Origin of the sequence: Ochrobactrum sp. Q0168 (assembly GCF_016427605.1) — a bacterium.
Classification (GTDB): Bacteria; Pseudomonadota; Alphaproteobacteria; order Rhizobiales; family Rhizobiaceae; genus Brucella.
The window spans coordinates 35693-55773 of the sequence record NZ_JAELXQ010000017.1 but is presented as its reverse complement, the minus strand read 5'-3'; the positions used below and the strand labels follow the sequence as shown (position 1 = coordinate 55773).

Genomic DNA, 20081 nt, shown 5'->3' with positions numbered 1-20081 from the left:
AATAGAATAGGTAGAGCCTATTGATAACAAACCGCTATGACGCGATTGCTTTGAAATATGCATCGGGAATTGAACGCAGTGGTCTTGATCAAGACCAAAGAGCGTGGATAATGAGCGAGTGCGAACCTGAAACGTACGAAGATACGGGGTAAGCATATCGCTGGGCATCGCCCGACAAATGGGACATCCGGACCACCGAGGCCGACATGCTGGATCAGCTGGCTTACGCTGCCGATAACAGGCAGGCGACCATCCGAGCTCTTTTCCTCGAGCCTATCGTCAATGAACTCGCACGCCTGCGTGCACCGCTCGACGATATCCTTTCGCGCCATGGTTTTTCAAAAGCCGACTTGCGGTCGCCATATAGCCGCGTTTCGTTGCGTCTTTATATCGAACTGATGGAAGATGCAGCGACCCATACCGGCAATCCCTATTTCGGGCTCGAACTCGGCTCAAGCTTTCGACTGCAACAACTGGGGCCGTTCTATGCGCTTATGAGCAACGCACAAAGCGTACGGTCGGCGCTTGATATCTTTGCTCGTTTCCAAACAGCCTGGCAGACCAGGACAAGCCTGCTGATCACGCGAGAAGCCGATACGACGAGCTATGCTTATGCCATTGAGGACCCATCTATCTGGCCCCGACATCAGGATGCCGAATTTACGCTCGGCGCCATTGCCGCGCTCATTCGTCAACTCGGGCTGCCTCGTTGGGTCCCGCAAAAGATTGAATTCGAACACGCGATGGACACGCGGGGCACGCGCCTGCGCGATTTCTTCGGTTCTCCCGTCGGCGGCAGGGCCCGCTTCAATTGTATGATCATCGCCAACGAGGACCTCGACCGCCCGCTACGATTAGGTGGAATGGCCGAGACTAAAGCAATGGCAGTCGTAGAACGCCATCTTCACGACCTGATGTTTGAAACGCCAGAAGACGGTCGGACGCTTAGCGAGGTGGTGACGAACTGCGTGGTCAAACGGCTGGGCCGAGCTTCCGTCGATCTCGATATTATCGCCAAGGAATTAAGTCTTTCACCCCGAAGCCTGCGACGGAAACTGGACGAGGAAGGCACCTCATTCAGAGAAATCCTTCAGTCCCAGCGGTTACTGAAGGCGGAAAATCTCTTGGCCAATGGCCGATTGCAGATATCTGAACTTGCGGCCTATCTGGGCTACTCCGACGTAGCGGTGTTTTCCCGCGCTTTCAAGATATGGACCGGTCTGTCGCCACGCGACTACATCACAAAAGGACAGCTTGTAACAGCTCGGAAAATTTCGGCCTATTGAAATTCATCTTCCTCCTGCCTGTAACACAAGCTTTCGTGGCCTAAATTGCAAAATATTTGGCCACTTCCATCATCCCCGGTGTCGCTTGAACATGAGACATTTGCTGATCGAAGACCAGCAGAGTGCCATCATGCTTAAAGAACACGATCCCTCGCCTTCCGCCGTCAAAGCAACTCACCCGCTTGACCCTCTGTCGATCACCGAGATCGATGCCGCATGCAAGATTCTGCACGCGGCACGCGATCTTGGTCAGCTACCACGCTTTCCCTTCGTAGAGCTACGTGAACCGCCAAAGTCTGAAGTCGAAACTTTCACCGGGGGCGATGACTTTTCACGTATCGCTTTTGTCCTTGTGCTCGATATCGCCACAGGCCACGCTGGTGAGGCGTTGGTGGACTTGCGCACAGAACAGCTCGTGTCGTGGAAAGATCTCAAAACCGATCATGAGCACGGCCAACCGCCGATCATCGTCGAGGATTTCTTCCGGGCCGCCGATATTGTTAAAGCGGCGCCGGAATGGCGTTCGGCCATGAAACGCCGCGGGCTCACGGACGGCGAAATCGAACTTATCCAAATAGACCCGATCTCACCCGGTTATTTTGATTTCGAGCCCTATAAAGGCCGCCGTATATTGCGCGCTGTCTCCTACTATCGCGCTTACGAGCAGGACAATGCTTATGCTCATCCGATTGAAGGCATCGTTGCGGTGGTTGACCTCATAGAAGGCAAGGTTATCACCGTGGAGGATGACGGACGGCTCGTACCGATCCCCAAGCAACAATACAACTACGATAGCGCCTCCCTCGCTCCTGCACGTACCGATCTCAAACCGCTAGAAATCATTCAGCCAGACGGCCCAAGCTTTGCTGTCGATGGATGGAAAGTGACGTGGCAGGATTGGAAATTTCGCGTCGGGTTCACGCCCCGTGAGGGGCTGGTGCTTCATCAGCTTACCTTCCGTGATGGCGATGTCGACCGACCGCTGATTTATCGCGCGAGCATCACTGAAATGGCCGTACCCTACGCCGACCCTTCGCCACAGCATTTTGCAAAATGCGCTTTCGACGCTGGCGAATTCGGCCTTGGCAAGCTTGCCAACCAGCTGGAACTCGGTTGCGACTGTCTTGGCCACATTCACTATTTCAACGTGCCCGCAGCGGACGATTTCGGTCAGCCCTTCTTGATGAAAAATGCGATATGCATGCACGAGGAGGATTTCGGAATTCTGTGGAAACACAATGAATTTCGTTCCAACATTAGTGAGACGCGCCGCTCTCGTCGGCTCGTGATCAGTTTCTTCGCCACCGTTGGTAATTATGACTACGGCTTCTACTGGTATCTCTATCAAGACGGGACTATACAGCTCGACGCCAAGCTGACCGGTATCGTCCAGACAGCGGCATTGCCGGATGGTGAACGATACCAGTGGGGCGGCATGATCGTTCCTTCGCTCGGTGGCCCCTCGCACCAGCATTTCTTCAACGCCCGCCTGCATATGACCGTCGACGGTAACGGCAACAGCGTTACCGAACACGACTATATCCGGGTGCCAATGGGGCCGGAAAATCCACATGGCAACGTTTTCAAGGTCAGCTCGACCGTGCTGGAGAATGAAGCCGATGCCGCGCGTGAAGCCGACGGATCGACAGGCCGGTACTGGAAGGTCATCAATCCCAACAAGTCCAACGACGTTGGTAACGCGCCGGGCTACAAGTTGGTTGTAATGCCATCGCCGACGCTGCTCGCCGATCCCGGCAGCTCTGTCTACAAGCGTGCAGGTTTCGCCTCCAAACATGTCTGGGTGACGCCATATGCACCGGAGGAACGCTTCGCCAGTGGTGATTACCCAAATCAGCACGGGGGCGAATGCGGTCTACCGGTCTATGTCAGACAGAAGCGCAGCATCGTCAATGAAGATATCGTACTCTGGCACAGCTTCGGCCACACGCATGTCTGCAAGCCCGAAGATTTCCCGATCATGCCTGTGGAATATGCGGGCTTTACCTTAAAACCCAACAACTTTTTCAAAACCAGTCCGGCGATGAAAGTCCCGGCATCGCAGCCGGGTGGTCACGGCTCAAAAACCCATACCTCTTGCTGTGGCGGCAAAGAATAGCCAAAACGACTTCAACACGACGCAGGTAACCTGAAGCATACAATAAAAGGGGAAAAAAATGCCTGTTTCTTCAGCTTCACTATCCATCGAAGCGAGCGCTATCAGCGACGCTACCGACGAACAACTCGAACGAGGCGTGCTCGGCACGTCGGCTATCGTCTTCATGGTGCTGGCGGTCAGTGCACCGCTGGCCGTCGTCGTGGCGCTCATGCCGATAGCGCTGGCCTTTGGCAATGGTTCAGGCGTACCCGGCGCATGGCTTCTTGGAGGGGTCGCCATGCTTCTATTTGCAGTGGGCTATGTTCGGCAGATTCCCTATATCAAGAACGCCGGTGCCTTCTATGCCTATATCTCCGCGAGTGTCGGACGAACCATAGGATTGCCCGCTGCCTATATTGCCGCCGTCTCCTATCTGGCACTTTGCCTGTCGACGCTTTCGGCACTTTCTTTCTTTTGCGGCGACCTCTTTGCACTGGTAACGGGTCTTCAGACACCTTGGCTATTATGGGCCGCAATAAGCATTGTCATCGTTTCGATACTCGCATACCACCGCATCACGCTCGTTGCCACGGTATTGTCGATCGCGCTCTTAGCCGAGATCGCGATGATCATGCTGCTCAATATCGCTATCATATTTCAGAAAGGGTTGCCGGCATTCAACCTCGGCGATTTTTCACCGTCATCCGTTTTTGCCCCCGGTCTCGGCGTAGCGCTGATTTATTCCTTCAACAGCATGATCGGTTTCGAAAGCACGGCCATTTATCAGGAGGAAGCAAGCGACCGCAAGGTCACCATTCCCCGTGCAACTTACGTTTCCGTCATCATTGCTGGCTTGCTCTATGCGATGACCGCATGGTGCCTCTCTACCGCAATCGGCAGCCTTGAGGTTGCAAAGGTCGCGGAGGCAGATCCGGGCCATTTCGTTACTGCGCGGGCCAACGACTTCCTTGGTGCGTGGAGCGCGCATGCTTTCAGCGTTCTTGTGGTCACCAGCGCATTTGCCGCAGTTCTCGGCCTCTTCAATAACAGCGCCCGCTATATTTACGCACTCGCCCGCGACGGCGTACTACCGCAGCGATTGGCCAAAACGCATCCGCTCTATAAATCGCCCCATGTAGCGGGACTGTTCCTGACACTGGTTCTCTCAGTCATTACTGCGGCTGCCGCGCTCGCCGGTCTTGATCCGCTCCTCAATATCTCGCCCATGTTCGTAGGTCTCGGCTCGGTCGGCCTTATGACTCTTCTGGCGCTGACTGCGCTCGGCATTCCAGTGTTTTTTGCCAAACGCGGCACTTATGGGCTGACAACCACGTTAGCACCCGCACTCGGTGGCATCGCGATTGCAGCAGCCACGTGGCTCGCAGTCACCAACTACGAGGCGCTGACAGGTATAGATTCTCCATTGGTCAACGCTCTGCCATGGGGATTGGTCATCGTTGCCATCGCAGGTTTTCTGCAGGCTCTTTGGCTCCGTAGCAAACGACCGGAAGCATATCAGAAGATCGGCGCGTCGCGCATCGAAGATGCAAGCTAACACCTGAAGTCCTCAAGGGCAGCTGTTCCGTTGATGTATCCGCTCGATACAGCTTTCGGTGACCGCTGCCCCAATTCTTCACTGCTGCGGACGCTATAAAGATGACACTTGAGTTAATCCTTGCATCCGGAATGCTGACAGGACTGGCCAGCAGCCTGCACTGCGCTGGCCTCTGTGGCGGCGTCGCCTCGTTGTTTGTTTCCGTCTCTCAGCCCGCTGGCGGGTTCTCCACGAGCCAGCGACTGAATTTTCTCGTCAGGATGCAGTTGGGTCGCGCTACAGTCTACGTCGCGGCGGGAATGGTTGCAGGCAGCCTCGGCTATTATATCCAGAGCATGATGCTGCTGGCTGGCTTCCAGAATTTCCTCAGATACGTCGCAGCATTTATGATTATTCTGACGGGGCTTTCAATCATCGGCTTCCTGCCGTCACCTTCAAAGCTCGAAGGCAGGTTCAGTTTTTTCGCCATAATGCAAAAATCGGCGTTGAAACTGCGACCGCGCTCGCCCTACCAGCTTGGCGCTGCACTGGGATTGGCGCCCTGTGCAATGGTGCTCAATGCGCTACTCACTGCTGCTCTTTTCAGCGATATAGCTGCCGGTGCACTCTACATGTCCGGTTTTGCCGTTGTAGCATTACCTGGCGTTGTCATCTCGGGCTTTGGGATATCAAGCATGTCGAGCCTTGGCCTATCAGCCAAACGAAACCTCCGGCGGATAGTGGGCACCGCCCTCGTGGTAACCGGCGTGTTCTTCACCACTATACCCGAAGCGTCGATTTCAGCTCTCTGCCTCGGATAGTCCTTTCAACCAGCGACGAGCGCCAGCACCCTGAGAGGGCTACCCGAACCATGTTTAATCTTCAAAGGTGCGGCCATAATGACTGAACCTTTGGGAGGCAGTTGGTCGAGATTTGCAAGACATTGCAAACCATAGCGACCTGCGCCATGGAGATAATGATGGGCGGGATAAGGCGGGCTGAAATGTCCAGCCTGCCCCGCATCGGTGCCAATCGTCTCCGTGCCGAAGCCGATAATGTCCCGTTCCTCAACCAGCCAGCGCATAACCTCAACGTCCGGACCGGGCGTATGGGCACCATCATCGGCGAGATTGGCATAGTCGCGGCCCGATTTTTTCGACCAGCCGGTCCGCAGCAACACCCAACTACGCGGGGCTATAGGACCGTGAATGGCCTCCCAAGCTTCTACATCGGAAACTGTCAGCAGATAATCTGGATCGAGTGCGGATTGCCTTGAACAATCGATAACGTTTGCGGGCGCCAGCATATGGGCAGTCGGTAGCGTATCAACAGTGTTTAACGGTAAGTCTTTGCCCGTGAACCAGTGGATTGGTGCGTCGAAATGCGTACCCGTATGTTCACCAAAGGAAATATTGTTCCAGTACCAGCCCGGACCGCTGCCATCATAACAGGATATGCGTTCGATGCGGAAAGGCGCCGATTGGCCCAGCTCCGGCGGCATGATGATGGTCGGGAAATTGGGGCTCAGCGTGTGTGTCAGATCCACTAGCTTTAATTCACCACTGGCGATCTGAAGCGCCAGTGCTGCAAGAACGGAGTCGGGTGTCTGGGCCGCGCTGCTCATAGACCGATCTCCCGTTCCAATGCTTTCGGATTGGCGGCAAACCGGTCGCGAACATCCTTCGCAACATCGCCGACATAGCTTTCTTCAAGGCCGCGGCGCAAGCCGTCAAGGATAGCTTCGGCAAGCTGTATCGGAGCAACCTTTGGCGGAGGCACTGTTTGAAACCACTCCGTATCCAAAGGTCCCGCGAAAGCATTAAGCAGCTTGATGCCGCCTGGTCTCAACTCCGCCCTTAGCCAGTGCGAAAGTGAGAGACACGCAGCGTTCAGCATCGACAATGCGCCATATGCTGGCAGGTTGGAAAACGCATAGACAGAAAGCACATTTACCCAAGCCGCTGCCGAGTTCGTACCATCAGCGCCTCGGCTTACCATGATTGGACCAAAAGCTTGTGCCAGCCGCATCGAGCCCGCAAGCATCACCTCTGCACCTTCCATCAGCTTGCGCGCCCCACTCGGATCAAAGAGGTGGACCGGTCGCGTATGGTCTGCTGTATTGATCAGAATATCGATCTTCGCGCCGATAACGGCCGCAAGGTCGCTAACGGATTGCTCGTCTGTCACATCCAGCGGCACAATCTCCACGCCTTCGATTGCGCGCAGCATGTGCTCACCGGGAAATGGTTTCCATGGTTCCGAAACCCCAACGAAAACGCGGGCAGCGCCTGCTCTGACCAGCGATTGCGCCAGCGCCTGTCCAACGGAGTTGCGACCGTCTGTGATCAGCACGCGCCTGAATTTCGGATCAGCGGTCAATTCACGCCACGCAGGATCGTCAAGCATGTCGTCTGTTCCCTTCAAAGGCAATGCGCAGATTACAGGCTGGCCCGCTTTGTCGAGTTGCAGCGTCAGCCGAACCTTATCGCCCTCTACGCATTCGCCATGGAGGTTCGCGATAATTTGTGGACCGCACTCAGACGTGACAATGCCTTGTCGCCAGGGTGTGCGCTCACGAAAATAGCTGTCACTGGTAATGTGGATTGTCGTAGCGGAAACCAGTTTTCCGCCACTGGGCGCGTCGACAAATGCAAGCTTGTGCGACAGGCAGTTCGGGCAGGCATCGTGTGGCGGATAAGTAAATTGCCTGCACTCTTCGCAACGTTGAAGAGCAAAACGGCCCTCGGCAGCTGCGAGCGTAAGCCCATGCGCCGTGCGGCTGCGAGCAGATGGTGGCAAGAGTGGCTGTCGTGTACGAGCAAGCGGATTTTTTCGCTTTGGTCGAGCAAGTGGTTCGGTCATGCGTTCCCTCCCGCGAAAATAACAGCGCCAGATGAAAGCCCGCGGTCGTAATTAATCATTCCGAAACCAGAGGCGAGGCTGATGCGGGCATTTTTGACCTGCGCCGCACCCGCTACTCCCATTACCTGTCGCATGGCCTCCACAATGCCAAGATGACCGCCCGCCGCACCGGCCTGGCCGACGGAGAGTTGGCCGCCACTGGTGTTATGCGGGAACGAGCCGTCTATTTCGAATGTATGGCTGCGGACGAAATCCGGCCCCTCGCCCTTCTTGCAGAACCCCAGATCCTCGAACTGCATCATGGAGATGACGGGGTAATCGTCGTAGGTTTGCACCACATCGATATCGTTCGCAGTAACGGAAGCCATGGCGTAGAGATCGTCGATATCGCGCGCCCAGCCACCACGATATTGCACCTCGTCGTCAGCATAAGCATGATGGCGCTCTATCGTCGAAAGAATATGGACAAATGGGAGGTTCAGGGCTTTCGCTGTTTCTTCACGCATTATCAAAAATGCTTCCGCGCCCGCGCAAGGCATGACACAATCAAAAAGGTGGATCGGGTCGGCAACCGGTCTCGCCGCCATATATTGCTCAAGGGTCAGCGGCTTTTTCATTAGCGCAAATGGATTGCGAAGTGCATTGGTCCGCTGGGCGACACAGAGCTTGCCAAAATCTTCCCGCTTGGCTTCAAAACGGTTCATGTAATGGCGAGCAATGAGCGCAAAACTGGCATTGGCCCCGCCCGCCCCATAGGGATATGTCGCGTCCTGCGCGAAGCGTGAGAAATTGGCGAGCGTCTTGCGAAAACTATCGACGTGGTTGGTATCACCAGCAACGCAGGCGACAATATCCGCATCTCCCGCCTGCACAGCCCGTGCCGCACGTCGAAGCGAGATAATGCCGGAAACGCCCCCCATTGGCACATGATCGAGCCAGCGGGGCGACAAGCCAAAATGCTGGGTCAACCCGATCGCCGTGTCTGGCGCGGTCGAAAAACTTGCCATCGCGAAGCCGTCAAAGTCGCGATGGCTGATACCTGCGTCCTTGGCCAATGCCCTTAATGCGCGGCCGATCCACCAATGTGCGCTCTGGATGGAAAACCGCTCGTAAGGCACGGTTACCGGCGCTGTGGCGACAATTCCCTCATAGGACTTCCGCGCAAGTTTACCTGCCATCAGCCTTGCACCACCTTGTGACGGATACGCGCCTTCAGGTCTCTCAGGTCGATTGCTGCGCCGAGACGCACCAATTCTGCGGCCATGGTTTTGATCTCGCCGCGTTGCAGCTTTTGAGTGGAACTAAGCGGCAGCGAACTGATGAAGGCGACATAGCCTGGCAACTTGTGATAGGCGAGCCGCTCCGCGCTGTCCCGGACAACGGCCTCCGCCAGCATGACGGGGTCGTCATGGCCGGCGCCTTCCGCCCGCACGAAAAAGGCGAACACTTCTTCGCCGCGTAATTCGTCGGGGACCGGCGTTACCGCTGTCGCCTTTATAGCGGGATTGCCGCCCAGTGCCGCTTCGACTTCAAGAACGGCGATGTTCTCGCCGCTGCGACGGACAATACTTTTCTTGCGATCGAAGAAATAAAGCAGATGATCGTCATCCTCATAAACGACGTCGCCTGTGTGGAACCAACCGCCAGCCCAAGCTTCCTCGGTCGCCTTTTCATCCTTGAGATAGCCGGAAAAAAAGCCCTGACGCGGATCGCTACCCGCTGCGCGCACGATCAGTTCGCCCGGCTTACCACGCTCGACATCACAATCCAGATCATCAACAATCCGGTACTCCATGCCGTCCCGTGCACGACCGATGCAACGCAAGCCAGGTGTGTAGGCATCGCGAGCCGTGCCGGTACAGGCCCGTCCGCCCGTCTCGGTCATCGCCCACGCTTCGATGATCGGAATGCGATAGCGCTCCTCGAATTCGATTTTGTGCTGGGCATCAACGCCCGGTCCCAGCGAAAACTTGACCTTGTGGTCGCGATCAAAGGGGGTTTCGGGAAGCCTGAGCAAAATCGCAGGGATAACACCAAGACAATGAATAATAGTTGCGCCGGAGTCGCTGACCGATTGCCACCAGCGGCTGGCATGAAAGCGATCTAGCGGTACAATGGCACCGCCCGACACGATCATTCCGAGTGCCGTACAGCCGAGCGCGTTCATGTGGAACATGGGCAGCGGCGTAAGTGCAACTTCGCAGTTCGGTTTGATTTCACCAATACCGCCCTGGGTGACATACCAGTCGGCGAGCGTCATGAAATAGGTGTTGGAAAGAATGCAGCCCTTAGGCTTTCCTGTGCTGCCGGAAGTAAAAAGCAATGCGCATTCGTCGTCTCCATTGCCCTTCGGCTTTCCGGCCAACGATGTCGCAGGAGGAAGGGGCCCGCCTGCTTCAACCACACGAACACATTCGCTTTCGAAGCCCGACAACGCCGGCGCATGGACAGAGTAAGTGACGATCAAATCCGCATCGGCGATTTCGAGTTGATAATCGAGTTCTGCGGGACGAAGGTCCGGATTGATAGGTACAATCGAGACACCGATGCCGTTGAGTGCCAGCCAGTGGCTGAAAAATTCCGGTCGATTTTCAAGGAGCAGCGCAACTCGATGGCCTGCGCCATATCCAGCCGCAATAAAGCGTGCCATGATCTCCCTAACCTCAGCATATACTTCACCATATGTCTTTCGAAACCCGTCCGGCGCATAAGCGAGACCGGCACTCACCGGAGCGATCAACATCGGTGCGTCGGGTTGAGCTTTGGCTTGGGCTTCGAAAGCGAGAAATGGCGAATGCATGAAAAGGCCCTCATGCCACTGCGGCATTAGTGGTTTGTCGCATAGGAAAAGTTTTCCAAGGGATAGTGGGGTGAGGCTCGAAGGGTCCAATATAATTGCTTGCCATAACAAATCGCATATTGTTATCAATCATTATGGATCTGAGACAAATTCGATATTTCATAGCAGTGGCCGAAGACGAGCATTTTGGGCGCGCCTCGGAACGCATCCATATCGCCCAACCCGCGCTCAGCCGACAAGTCCAGCTACTCGAAGCGGAGCTCGGGGTGACGCTATTTGATCGTTTGCCGCGCGGCGTGAGACTGTCGGCGGCGGGGCGGACATTTCGGGATCATTGTCGCGAGATTCTTGTAGATCTCAGTCATGCTGTCAGTGAGGCACAATCGGTCGCTCGCGGTGAGTCTGGCATGCTGAAGCTTGGCTTTATCGAAGTCGCCGCGTGGAGTGGCGTCATTCCTGAAACGATCATGGAGTTTCGCAGCAGCAGTCCCGGAGTTAGTCTGGTACTGAGCGCGATGACAAGTCTCGACCAAATCGAAGCCATATACGATGGCAGAATCGATGCGGGATTTCTCTATAATCCACCTGCCGATCCCCTCCTGACGATAAAACCGATCACGCGCCATTCGGTGCTGCTCGCAGTGCCCGTCAACTCGGAATTTGCAGGCCGGAAATCGGTAAATGTGTCAGAACTGGCGGGGCAACGGATGATCCAGTTCCATCGTCGCGAAAGTCCTGCCTACTATGACGAAATGCACCGCGGTCTGTTCCAGGCGGGCGTTGCAGTCGATGTAGTGCACGAAGCCGAGAATGAGGCGGAAATGCTGGCGCTCGTCACCACCGGCCTTGGAAATGCGCTGGTCAACGAATGCCAGAAATGGCGCAAGCCTCTCGGCGTGGAACTGCTGCCTGTCGATGGATTGGATGTGGGGCTCAATCTCGCTTTGGTCTATGGGGCCAGCCAGTCTGTCCCGGCGCTCACGAGATTTCTTTCTCTGTTGGAACACTAGAAATCCAGAACAAACAAAGCAGGTGAGACTTGATCGCGATAACGTTATGCGATCAATCTATTGCCTCGATACTATTGGACCTTCAGGGCCCTCCAATGGTCAATTTCAGCATCAGCGACAAAAAGACGGTCAATCAAGATCGCTAAAGGGAACTAACATGACCGGAAGGCTATATTGCCAATCCGAACTGGGAGCGAATTGAAATGCTTGCGTTGATAGAACGAGCTGGCGGAGCAGCCATGCGTATTCCAGCAGGTAAGTTGCTGATCGCTGGAAAATGGCAGGACCCTGTCGATGGCCGCACTATCCCCGTTTATGATCCGGCAACAGAAGAGAAGATCGCTGATATAGCAGCTGCCTCTGCGGTCGACGTCGACCATGCAGTGCAAGCTGCTCATCGGACCTTCGAGAGCACACTCTGGCAAAAGATGCGTCCGCTGGATCGCGGTCGACTGCTCGAAAAACTGGCGTTGTTAATTGAGCGTGACGCAGAAGAGCTGGCGCGCCTGGAAACGCTGGACAACGGCAAGCCCTATCTGGTTTCAAAGAACATTGATCTGAAATTCACAGTGGACGCGCTGCGTTACTACGCGGGGTGGGCATCGAAGATCAACGGCGAATATATCACGCTTTCACCCTTTTTTGACGACGGAGGCACCTATCGCGCTTACACCGAACGCCGTCCTGTGGGTGTCGTGGGTGGTATCACGCCCTGGAATTTCCCGCTCGGTCAGGCAATTCAGAAGATCGCACCAGCAATCGCCTTTGGTTGTACGATTGTATTGAAGCCCTCGGAAGAGGCCTCTCTGACAACGCTTCGACTGGGTGAACTGATCCTCGAGGCGGGCATTCCCGACGGCGCTATCAACATCGTTACCGGCTATGGACATGAGGCCGGTCAGGCTATCGTTGACCACGAGCTCGTGCGCAAGATTGCCTTTACAGGCTCGACCGCCACGGGCCAGCGCATTCTCCAGTCTTCGGCGCGCCAGATGAAGCGCGTGACGCTTGAACTTGGTGGCAAGTCTCCGACGATTATATTGGCCGATGCGGATATCGATAAAGCAATACCCGGTGCGGCGAACGCGATTTTCCCCAACTCGGGACAGGTCTGTACCGCCGGTTCCCGGCTCTTTATCGACGCCTCGATTTTTGATGAAGTAACCAATGGGGTGGCGCAGATAGCCAAGGAATTGCGGCTCGGCAGCGGTTTCGATCCATCGACCCAGCTTGGCCCGTTGATCTCTGCTCGCCAGATGGAACGTGTCTCATCGCTAGTCGCGAGTGGCATCGAAGAAGGCGCAGAACCGCTGTGCGGTGCGAGCCGCGCCGACACAACGGGCTATTTCTACCAGCCGACCGTATTGACCAAAGGCCGCCGCGACATGCGGATTACCCGTGAGGAAGTGTTCGGCCCGGTGGTGATGGCGATGCCTATCGAAGATCCACGCCAGATCAAGGCGTTCGCCAACGATACCGAATTCGGATTAGGTGCCAGTATCTGGACCAAAGATATCAATAAGGCCCATCTGTTGGCCAGTCAGCTGGACGCGGGCACCGTCTGGATCAATACGCACAACATTCTCGATACCGCCATGCCCTTCGGCGGCGCGAAGCTCTCAGGACTCGGCCGCGAATTCGGCACCGAAGTGGTCCATGCCTATACCGAACCGCGCGCTGTCTGCATGCGACTGGAATCGCCCGACTTCGACTAAACAAAGACTTGAGCACATTGCTGAGCAAACTGAACCGGGATTAGGCGTTCCGGTAACGGGGTGAATTTGGCCCTAGACAGGCTACTCCTCAAAGCTTGTTTGCCGGTCCCAGGGAGAAGTGCAATGAAGGATCAGCTTGATGCGCTGGCAAATGAAGTCACGGACAAGGTGATTGCATGGCGGCGGCATATACACGCCAACCCAGAGCTGTCCTTTCAGGAGCAGGATACCGGCGAATTCATCGTCGATACATTGCGATCCTTCGGCAACATCGAAATCTCCCGGCCGTCAGGCACGAGCGTAGTCGGACGGTTGGTGGGCGCAATGCCCGGCCCGACGATTGCGATACGCGCCGATTTCGATGCTTTGCCGATCACTGAAGATACAGGTTTGCCCTTTGCATCCCGAAATCCGGGTGTCATGCACGCCTGTGGTCATGACGGGCACACGGCTATTCTGCTGGGCACGGCCGCCGTGCTGTCGCAACTCAGTAACAGAATAGAAGGTGAAATCCGCTTCCTGTTCGAAAATGGTGAAGAAACACCACCCGGAGGAGCTCTGGGAATGATCGCTAATGGGGCAATGAAGGGCGTGGACAGGGTGATCGGCCTGCACCTCTGGTCACCCTACGAGATTGGCGTAGTGCAGGTGAACGCCCGGCATGTGATGGCTGCTTGTGACATCTTCAAGATTACAGTCAAAGGCAAGGGCGGCCATATTGGTGCTCCCCATGCCGCCGTCGATTCCATCTCAATCGCAGCACAGATCGTCACCAACCTGCAGCACCTCGTCGCCCGGGAGATTGATCCGCTACACTCGGCGGTAGTCGGCGTTACCGAATTCCATTCCGGTCGATCTGTCGGTGTCATTCCAGCGACTGCAACAATCAGCGGCGGCACCAACACCTTCGACCCCGGCATTCGCGACCTGATCGAGCGTCGCATCGGTGAAATCGCCACCGGCATCTGTGCAACACACGGCGCGGCTTGTGATTACGAATATACCCGTGTCTACGACAGTGTGGTCAATGACCCGCAAACTGCATCTATTGTCTCGGGTGTAGCCACCGCACTTTTCGACTCCAGAAAGGTCGGCGAACTACCGCCAATCATGCCGGGAGAAGACTTTTCTGCCTTCGGACAGAAGGCACCATCCTGCTTCGTGCTGTTGGGCGCCGGTAATGCTGCCAAAGGCATTACCGCACCGCATCACGATGCCGCTTTCAACTTCGACGAGGACGCACTTGCCATGGGTGTTCGACTATTCGTCCATTCTGCCTTCGCCCTTCTCCAACGGACTGCTGACGCCAAAGCCGCCTGAAATCTCACAATGCCGTAACAACAGAGGTTCCGAATGAATGCGCTTAGTAACGATTTAAATCTTCTCGGAGCCGAAAGTCGCGCGTTTCTGCGTCAGCAACATGGTCTTCGCATCGGCGGGCGCACTGTTGCCGCCTCCGGTGGGAAAACCATTCCGATGGTCGACCCTAGTTCCGGTGACACGGTCGGATATGTGCCAGAAGCTACAGCCGAAGACGTGAACGCGGCAGTCGGCGCAGCCCGCCACGCGCTGGAAAATGGTCCGTGGTCGCGCATGCGACCTCACGAACGAGCGCTCGCCATGTCTAGGCTGGCCGATCTGATCGAACACAATAGCCGTGAACTTTCAGAACTGGAAACCATTAACAGCGGTCGGTTGATCGCCAATACCCGTCTCTTCGACGTTGAATTTTCTGCTCATACGCTGCGTTATATGTCGGGCTGGGCAACGAAGATTGAGGGGCGCACCGTCGATATTTCCGCGCCCTACATGCCGCAGGGCGAGTTCTTCGCCTTTACCCAGCGCGAGCCCATCGGGACTGTCGCTGGCATTACGCCATGGAACGTTCCTCTCTGTCAGGCCGTGTGGAAAATCGCACCCGCCTTGGCCGCTGGTTGCACGATAGTCCTCAAGCCTGCAGAGCCGACACCGCTGACTGCGCTTCGCCTTGCCGATCTCGCGCTTGAGGCCGGCATCCCGGAAGGTGTTCTCAATGTGGTCACCGGTTCCGGCGCCGACACGGGAGCCGCACTTGTGAAACATCCGGGCGTCGATAAAATCTCCTTCACCGGCTCGACTGCGACTGGCAAGCTGATTGCCTCACACGCGGCAGCGACCTTCAAAAAGTACAATCTGGAACTTGGTGGCAAATCGCCGGTCGTCATTATGGCTGATGCAGATCTGGAAAAAGCCATTCCTGGCGCGGCCTGGGCAATCTTCGGCAATCATGGTCAAAATTGTTGTGCCGGGTCACGGCTCTATGTGCATGAAGCAGTTTTCGATAAGGTACTCGAAGGAGTAGCGGAGATCGCCCGCTCCATCCGGCTTGGACCCGGTCTCGATCCACAAAGCCAGATGGGGCCTCTGGTCAATCGCGCGCAACAGGAACGCGTACTCAGCTATATCGAAACTGGTAAACGCGAGGGCGCATCTGTGTTGATAGGTGGCGAAGCGGTCGATCATGCGGGCAGTTATGTTAAACCAACGGTGTTGGTGAACACCAACCAACATATGCGCGTGGTTCAAGAGGAAATTTTCGGTCCGGTTCTTGTAGCGTCGAAATTCACCGATGAAGCCGAGGCTCTCAAGCTGGCCAATGATTCCGAATATGGGCTCGGTGCCAGTATCTGGACCCGTGACATCAGTCGCGTGCACCGGTTCATCCGCGGTTTCAAAGCTGGCAACATCTGGGTCAATGTCCATAACGTACTCGATACGGCGCTACCCTTTGGCGGCACCAAGAATTCGGGCGTCGGACACGATTTGGGCGAGCAATCGGTACTTGACCATACCCGTATCAAAGCTGCGGTGGTTTCGCTCTAAATGTCATCAAATTCAATGAGCGCTTCAGCGCGCGACATCACCGTCCAGCCATTCATCGAGGGGATTGTGGAGCGGTTCGGACCGAAGCAGCGCACCCTGCCGCAAATTTTGATCCAGCAGGCGGAACGTTACCACGACCGGCGGCTTGCTGTTCTCGGCAACACCGTCTGGACCTATAATGACGCCCGCGATATCGCCGGACGCGCTGGCGCGCTACTGGCATCCGCTGGTATCGTTGCAGGCGACCGGGTGGCAATTTTCTGTTCCAACCGATCTGAATTCCTGGCGGTCTTTCTTGGCTGCGCCTGGATCGGAGCGATCATGGTGCCAATCAACACAGCCTCGCGTGGGAGCCAGTTACAGCACATCCTCGTGAACTGTCGCGCGCGACTGCTCGTCGTTGAGGCCGCTTTCGCCACAGTCTTTGATGAACTTTCGGAGGCTTTAGATAGCGTGGAGACAATCTGGACGATTGGTGGCGCCGTAGATGTGGTGGGGGAAATGCCCGCGCGCGCGCTGCCTGAATTCCCCGCTTCAATTTCTCCACATGCGGTAAAACCGGGGGACACCTGCGCCATTCTTTATACCTCCGGCACGACTGGCCCAGCCAAAGGGGTTTGCTGCCCGCAAGCCCAGTTATTCTGGTGGGGCGTGGGGACCGCGCGTGGGTTGGGAATACGCGAAGACGACGTGCTGCTGACAACTTTGCCACTCTTCCATACCAATGCGCTCAATTGTTTCTGGCAGGCGTTGCTCACGGGGTCGACCTATGTGCTGGAGCCGAAGTTTTCCGCCTCCGGCTATTGGAAAGCGGTGAAGCATCACAAAGCCACCATCGGCTATTTTCTCGGTGCCATGGCGGCTATACTTCTCTCACGACCACCGGAAGATTCCGATATCCAGCATTCAATGCGCACGGCTCTCGGCGGCGGCGTGCCTGAGCGTTTTCACAAGCCGTTTTTGGAACGGTTCGGTGTACCGCTCCTTGACGCTTATGGCTCAACCGAAACTAACTTCGTCTTCGCTAGCAACATTCCCCCGGCAAAGCCAGGCACGATGGGCTACCTCTGCCCCGGCTTTGACGCGCGCATTGTCGATGAAGATGACGTAGATGTTCCCGAGGCCGAACCGGGCGAGCTTCTTCTTCGCGCTGATGAACCCTTCGCCTTTGCCACCGGCTATTTTGGTATGCAGGATAAAACCGTGGAGGCATGGCGCAATCTCTGGTTCCACACGGGAGATCGCGTTGCCCGCGATCCTGATGGCAACTACCGTTTTATCGACCGGATGAAAGACGTAATTCGTCGTCGCGGCGAGAATATCTCGTCATGGGAGGTCGAGCAGGTGCTTCTGTCACACCCGGCGATTTCATCCTGCGCCGTTTATGCCGTTCCTTCTGACTTTGGGGAAGACGAGGTGATGGCGGCGATCCTGCCGGAAACCGGGAACCGGATCGATCCGATCGATATCGTGGATTTCTGCAATAGCAGACTTGCCTATTTCGCCGTTCCACGCTTCATCGACATCGTGAGCCAACTGCCGCTGACCGAAAATGGCAAGATTCGTAAAGCGCTACTCAGGCAGACTGGTATCACAGCGACCGCCTGGGACAGAGAAGTCGCAGGCTATGTACTCAAGCGCTGAAGATAAGTCATGACGAAGGATGATCTGCACTATATGGGGCTGGTCGAAACGAGCGATTTGATTGCTCGTGGCGAAATATCCTCTATTGAGGTGACGCAGTACCAAATCGCCCGTTGTGAGGCGCTTTCACATCTCAAAGCCTTCATAACCGAGACGCCCGAACTTGCACTCCGGCAAGCCGCCGCTGCTGACCGGGATATTGCCAACGGTCGACGCAAAGGCCTATTGCACGGCGTGCCCATAGCGCTCAAAGATCTCTATGATCTTGAGGATACACCAACGACGGCGGGATTACCGCTGCGACGCAACGCCAAAGCGTTTTCGAATTCTACAGTCACCGAGCGTTTGATTGATGCCGGGGCAGTTATCCTTGGCAAGACCAATCTTACTGAAGGCGCTTATGCGGAGCATCACGAACCTTATGGCACACCGATCAACCCATGGAACCCTGACCGCTGGTGCGGAGCTTCCTCCAGCGGAAGTGCTGTGGGGGTAGCATCGGGCCTGTTCTGCGCCGCGCTGAGCACAGAAACCGGCGGATCGATCAGGATCCCGTCCTCAATGAACGGAGTAACCGGCCTGAAGCCAAGTTGGGGGCGTGTGAGCCGGGCTGGCATTTATGAACTAGCCGGATCGCTCGACCATGCCGGACCGATCACGCGTAATGTGGTTGATGCAGCTGCTATCCTCGGTGTTATAGCAGGTCACGATTCTGCCGATCTTACTTCATCGCGACAGCCTGTCCCGGACTACCTTGCTGGGATCACCGATTCCATCAAAGGTCTGCGCATCGGTTTTGACATGGCATTCTCATCCTTGGGGACAGATGCGGAGCATATCCAAGCGCTTCAGTCCACCGCAGATGTGTTGCGCGAGCTCGGCGCCAAACTGGTCGAAATAAAGGTGCCCGATACGTCGCAGATCATCTGGGATTGGTTCGATATCTGCGCAGTTCAGAATGCACTTGTGCATGACAAAGTATTCGACGAAACGCCCTACGCCATCGGTCAGTCCTTGCGCGAGCTGGTGGCAAGAGGCCGAGCGCTTAAAGGTACAGACTATCAAAAAGCCATAAACCGCCGTGCTCTCTTCCGAAACGAATTCGACGCACTGTTTGCAAAAGTCGATCTTGTGCTTTCACCAGCAATGGCGTTTTCTGCCCCCACACTTTCCATGATGCGGAACTTTACGGACGAGCTTATTTCAGGCATTCATCGGTTCACGTGTCCCTTTACGATGTCAGGGCACCCGGTATTATCAGTGCCCGGCGGCTCTCACAGCGATGGTATGCCAATCAACATTCAGCTGATCGGGCCCGCATTTGGCGAAGATATATTGCTCAGAGCGGGGCACGCTTTTCAATTGGCAACAGCCTGGCATAAACGTCACCCGTTAACGTTAGAGAACTGAATTATCGCCGCAAAGGCGTTTATTCATCGGCGAATCGAACGGAAATTCGATGTACCTTATGCAAATCGCGAATATCGCACATTGTTACGCGAGACATATGCGGGAACATTCATAAACCAGATTGCCAGTCAGGGATTTCGCTGCCGACTACATTCGCAACCCGGACTGTTCGAGCTCATTCGAACTCCGGGGCTATAGAAGGTTTGTCAAATTGGGCATGTTAATCGATTCAGGATCATCATCGGCCTGCCGTCTGGAAAGCGCCATTTCAACCGCTGCACCTGCGCGAGCTTATCCTCTTTTAGACAGAAAAGACTATGGCAACATAGCTTCAGCTTTTGAAATGCCGTTGAGCTGGAATGAAAATGCCAGATCCCGCCCATCTCGTGACTTGAGCGCCGTTGTCATGGTCTTTCCATCCCGCAGCGCTTTCAGCCATTGAGCATCGACCTTCGCGTCAGCATAGCAGCCGCCCGCATCGCAGCTTTGCCATGTGAGCGAGCCCACCTGCTTCTCATCAATCAGAATTTTGACCGGATCGGTCAAGCTGACACCATAGGGCAAAGTGAATGCAGCTGCGGTTTCAGGTTTACCGGCAACGCGAGTGAACGACGCGGTCGCCACTCGCTGGCTCTGATTACCTTGCCGCATCACGATGCTCTGCGAAACTTCACATAGCAGCTGTTCCGGCTGCAACTGATTAGAGCATGACATCAGCCAAAGCGGTGCCGCAGAAGCGGCGTTTTGGTCGGCTTGTTGCGTATCGCTGGCTCCGGCTGGCGGGACCTGTGCCAAGGCAGCAGCAGAACCGCAGCTCATCATAGCAGACATAGCGATCATCGTTGCAGTCAGTCGGTTCATGG

General features: G+C 55.7%; 15 protein-coding genes. 10 read left to right on the top strand and 5 right to left on the bottom strand.

The features are described 5' to 3' along the window. Window positions 1-206 precede the first annotated feature (206 nt). The 4 genes from JAU75_RS20335 to JAU75_RS20320 all read left to right on the top strand — a co-directional run bounded on the left by JAU75_RS20335 (window position 207) and on the right by JAU75_RS20320 (window position 5736). Window positions 207-1286: an AraC family transcriptional regulator gene (locus JAU75_RS20335; RefSeq protein WP_199058314.1), complete on the top strand. Its 1080-nt coding sequence runs from the start codon at window positions 207-209 to the stop codon at window positions 1284-1286. 130 nt (window positions 1287-1416) lie between these two features. Further along, window positions 1417-3402, top strand: coding sequence for a primary-amine oxidase (locus JAU75_RS20330; RefSeq protein ID WP_199058352.1), 1986 nt, complete (start codon window positions 1417-1419; stop codon window positions 3400-3402). Window positions 3403-3460: 58 nt separating this feature from the next. Continuing rightward, window positions 3461-4936: an APC family permease gene (locus tag JAU75_RS20325; protein WP_171319539.1), complete on the top strand. Its 1476-nt coding sequence runs from the start codon at window positions 3461-3463 to the stop codon at window positions 4934-4936. Between the two features lie 131 nt (window positions 4937-5067). After that, window positions 5068-5736: a sulfite exporter TauE/SafE family protein gene (locus JAU75_RS20320; RefSeq protein ID WP_199058312.1), complete on the top strand. Its 669-nt coding sequence runs from the start codon at window positions 5068-5070 to the stop codon at window positions 5734-5736. A 5-nt stretch (window positions 5737-5741) separates the two neighbouring features. Here JAU75_RS20320 and JAU75_RS20315 read toward each other — a convergent pair whose 3' ends face one another. Genes JAU75_RS20315 through JAU75_RS20300 form a run of 4 tightly spaced genes read right to left on the bottom strand, consistent with a single transcriptional unit; the run spans window position 5742 to window position 10577 of the window. Next, a complete protein-coding gene (locus tag JAU75_RS20315; RefSeq protein WP_171319541.1) occupies window positions 5742-6539 on the bottom strand; it encodes a cyclase family protein in 798 nt (265 codons plus the stop codon). After that, on the bottom strand, window positions 6536-7777 hold the full coding sequence (locus tag JAU75_RS20310; protein WP_199058310.1) for an SDR family NAD(P)-dependent oxidoreductase: 1242 nt from the start codon (window positions 7775-7777) through the stop codon (window positions 6536-6538). Before JAU75_RS20310 ends, JAU75_RS20315 begins: the two co-directional genes overlap by 4 nt. Then, a complete protein-coding gene (locus tag JAU75_RS20305) occupies window positions 7774-8955 on the bottom strand; it encodes a thiolase family protein (protein WP_171319543.1) in 1182 nt (393 codons plus the stop codon). Before JAU75_RS20305 ends, JAU75_RS20310 begins: the two co-directional genes overlap by 4 nt. Then, window positions 8955-10577, bottom strand: coding sequence for an AMP-binding protein (locus JAU75_RS20300; RefSeq protein ID WP_199058308.1), 1623 nt, complete (start codon window positions 10575-10577; stop codon window positions 8955-8957). The genes JAU75_RS20305 and JAU75_RS20300 overlap by 1 nt, the downstream gene beginning before the upstream one ends. A gap of 134 nt (window positions 10578-10711) precedes the next feature. Between JAU75_RS20300 and JAU75_RS20295 the strand changes: the two genes are divergently transcribed. From JAU75_RS20295 to JAU75_RS20270, 6 genes are all read left to right on the top strand, one after another. Next, window positions 10712-11587 carry a LysR family transcriptional regulator gene (locus tag JAU75_RS20295; RefSeq protein WP_235943015.1) on the top strand — a complete coding sequence of 292 codons (876 nt, stop codon included), beginning with the start codon at window positions 10712-10714 and terminating at the stop codon, window positions 11585-11587. 239 nt (window positions 11588-11826) lie between these two features. Continuing rightward, window positions 11827-13302: an aldehyde dehydrogenase family protein gene (locus tag JAU75_RS20290; protein WP_247880564.1), complete on the top strand. Its 1476-nt coding sequence runs from the start codon at window positions 11827-11829 to the stop codon at window positions 13300-13302. A 123-nt stretch (window positions 13303-13425) separates the two neighbouring features. Continuing rightward, on the top strand, window positions 13426-14622 hold the full coding sequence (locus tag JAU75_RS20285; protein WP_171319547.1) for an amidohydrolase: 1197 nt from the start codon (window positions 13426-13428) through the stop codon (window positions 14620-14622). Between the two features lie 33 nt (window positions 14623-14655). Then, window positions 14656-16164 (top strand): aldehyde dehydrogenase, encoded by a 1509-nt coding sequence (locus JAU75_RS20280; protein ID WP_171319548.1) that lies wholly within the window; start codon window positions 14656-14658, stop codon window positions 16162-16164. Beyond that, entirely contained in the window at window positions 16165-17808 is a 1644-nt protein-coding gene (locus JAU75_RS20275; RefSeq protein WP_371836216.1) for an ATP-dependent acyl-CoA ligase, read from the top strand. Window positions 17809-17817: 9 nt separating this feature from the next. After that, window positions 17818-19218 (top strand): amidase, encoded by a 1401-nt coding sequence (locus JAU75_RS20270; protein ID WP_199058303.1) that lies wholly within the window; start codon window positions 17818-17820, stop codon window positions 19216-19218. A 315-nt stretch (window positions 19219-19533) separates the two neighbouring features. Here the strand turns inward: JAU75_RS20270 and JAU75_RS20265 are convergent, their stop codons facing one another. Continuing rightward, complete coding sequence (locus tag JAU75_RS20265; RefSeq protein ID WP_199058301.1) at window positions 19534-20079, bottom strand: invasion associated locus B family protein; 546 nt, start codon at window positions 20077-20079, stop codon at window positions 19534-19536. Window positions 20080-20081 lie beyond the last annotated feature (2 nt).

What these genes read in the sequence shown, in the direction of transcription:
- JAU75_RS20270 (WP_199058303.1), top strand. Translation starts at nt 17,818, where the DNA reads ATGACGAAGGATGATCTGCACTATATGGGGCTGGTCGAAACGAGCGAT.
- JAU75_RS20295 (WP_235943015.1), top strand. Translation starts at nt 10,712, where the DNA reads ATGGATCTGAGACAAATTCGATATTTCATAGCAGTGGCCGAAGACGAG.
- JAU75_RS20315 (WP_171319541.1), bottom strand. Translation starts at nt 6,539, where the DNA reads ATGAGCAGCGCGGCCCAGACACCCGACTCCGTTCTTGCAGCACTGGCG.
- JAU75_RS20330 (WP_199058352.1), top strand. Translation starts at nt 1,417, where the DNA reads ATGCTTAAAGAACACGATCCCTCGCCTTCCGCCGTCAAAGCAACTCAC.
- JAU75_RS20325 (WP_171319539.1), top strand. Translation starts at nt 3,461, where the DNA reads ATGCCTGTTTCTTCAGCTTCACTATCCATCGAAGCGAGCGCTATCAGC.
- JAU75_RS20290 (WP_247880564.1), top strand. Translation starts at nt 11,827, where the DNA reads ATGCGTATTCCAGCAGGTAAGTTGCTGATCGCTGGAAAATGGCAGGAC.
- JAU75_RS20320 (WP_199058312.1), top strand. Translation starts at nt 5,068, where the DNA reads ATGCTGACAGGACTGGCCAGCAGCCTGCACTGCGCTGGCCTCTGTGGC.
- JAU75_RS20305 (WP_171319543.1), bottom strand. Translation starts at nt 8,955, where the DNA reads ATGGCAGGTAAACTTGCGCGGAAGTCCTATGAGGGAATTGTCGCCACA.
- JAU75_RS20300 (WP_199058308.1), bottom strand. Translation starts at nt 10,577, where the DNA reads ATGCATTCGCCATTTCTCGCTTTCGAAGCCCAAGCCAAAGCTCAACCC.
- JAU75_RS20280 (WP_171319548.1), top strand. Translation starts at nt 14,656, where the DNA reads ATGAATGCGCTTAGTAACGATTTAAATCTTCTCGGAGCCGAAAGTCGC.
- JAU75_RS20285 (WP_171319547.1), top strand. Translation starts at nt 13,426, where the DNA reads ATGAAGGATCAGCTTGATGCGCTGGCAAATGAAGTCACGGACAAGGTG.
- JAU75_RS20265 (WP_199058301.1), bottom strand. Translation starts at nt 20,079, where the DNA reads ATGAACCGACTGACTGCAACGATGATCGCTATGTCTGCTATGATGAGC.
- JAU75_RS20275 (WP_371836216.1), top strand. Translation starts at nt 16,165, where the DNA reads ATGTCATCAAATTCAATGAGCGCTTCAGCGCGCGACATCACCGTCCAG.
- JAU75_RS20310 (WP_199058310.1), bottom strand. Translation starts at nt 7,777, where the DNA reads ATGACCGAACCACTTGCTCGACCAAAGCGAAAAAATCCGCTTGCTCGT.
- JAU75_RS20335 (WP_199058314.1), top strand. Translation starts at nt 207, where the DNA reads ATGCTGGATCAGCTGGCTTACGCTGCCGATAACAGGCAGGCGACCATC.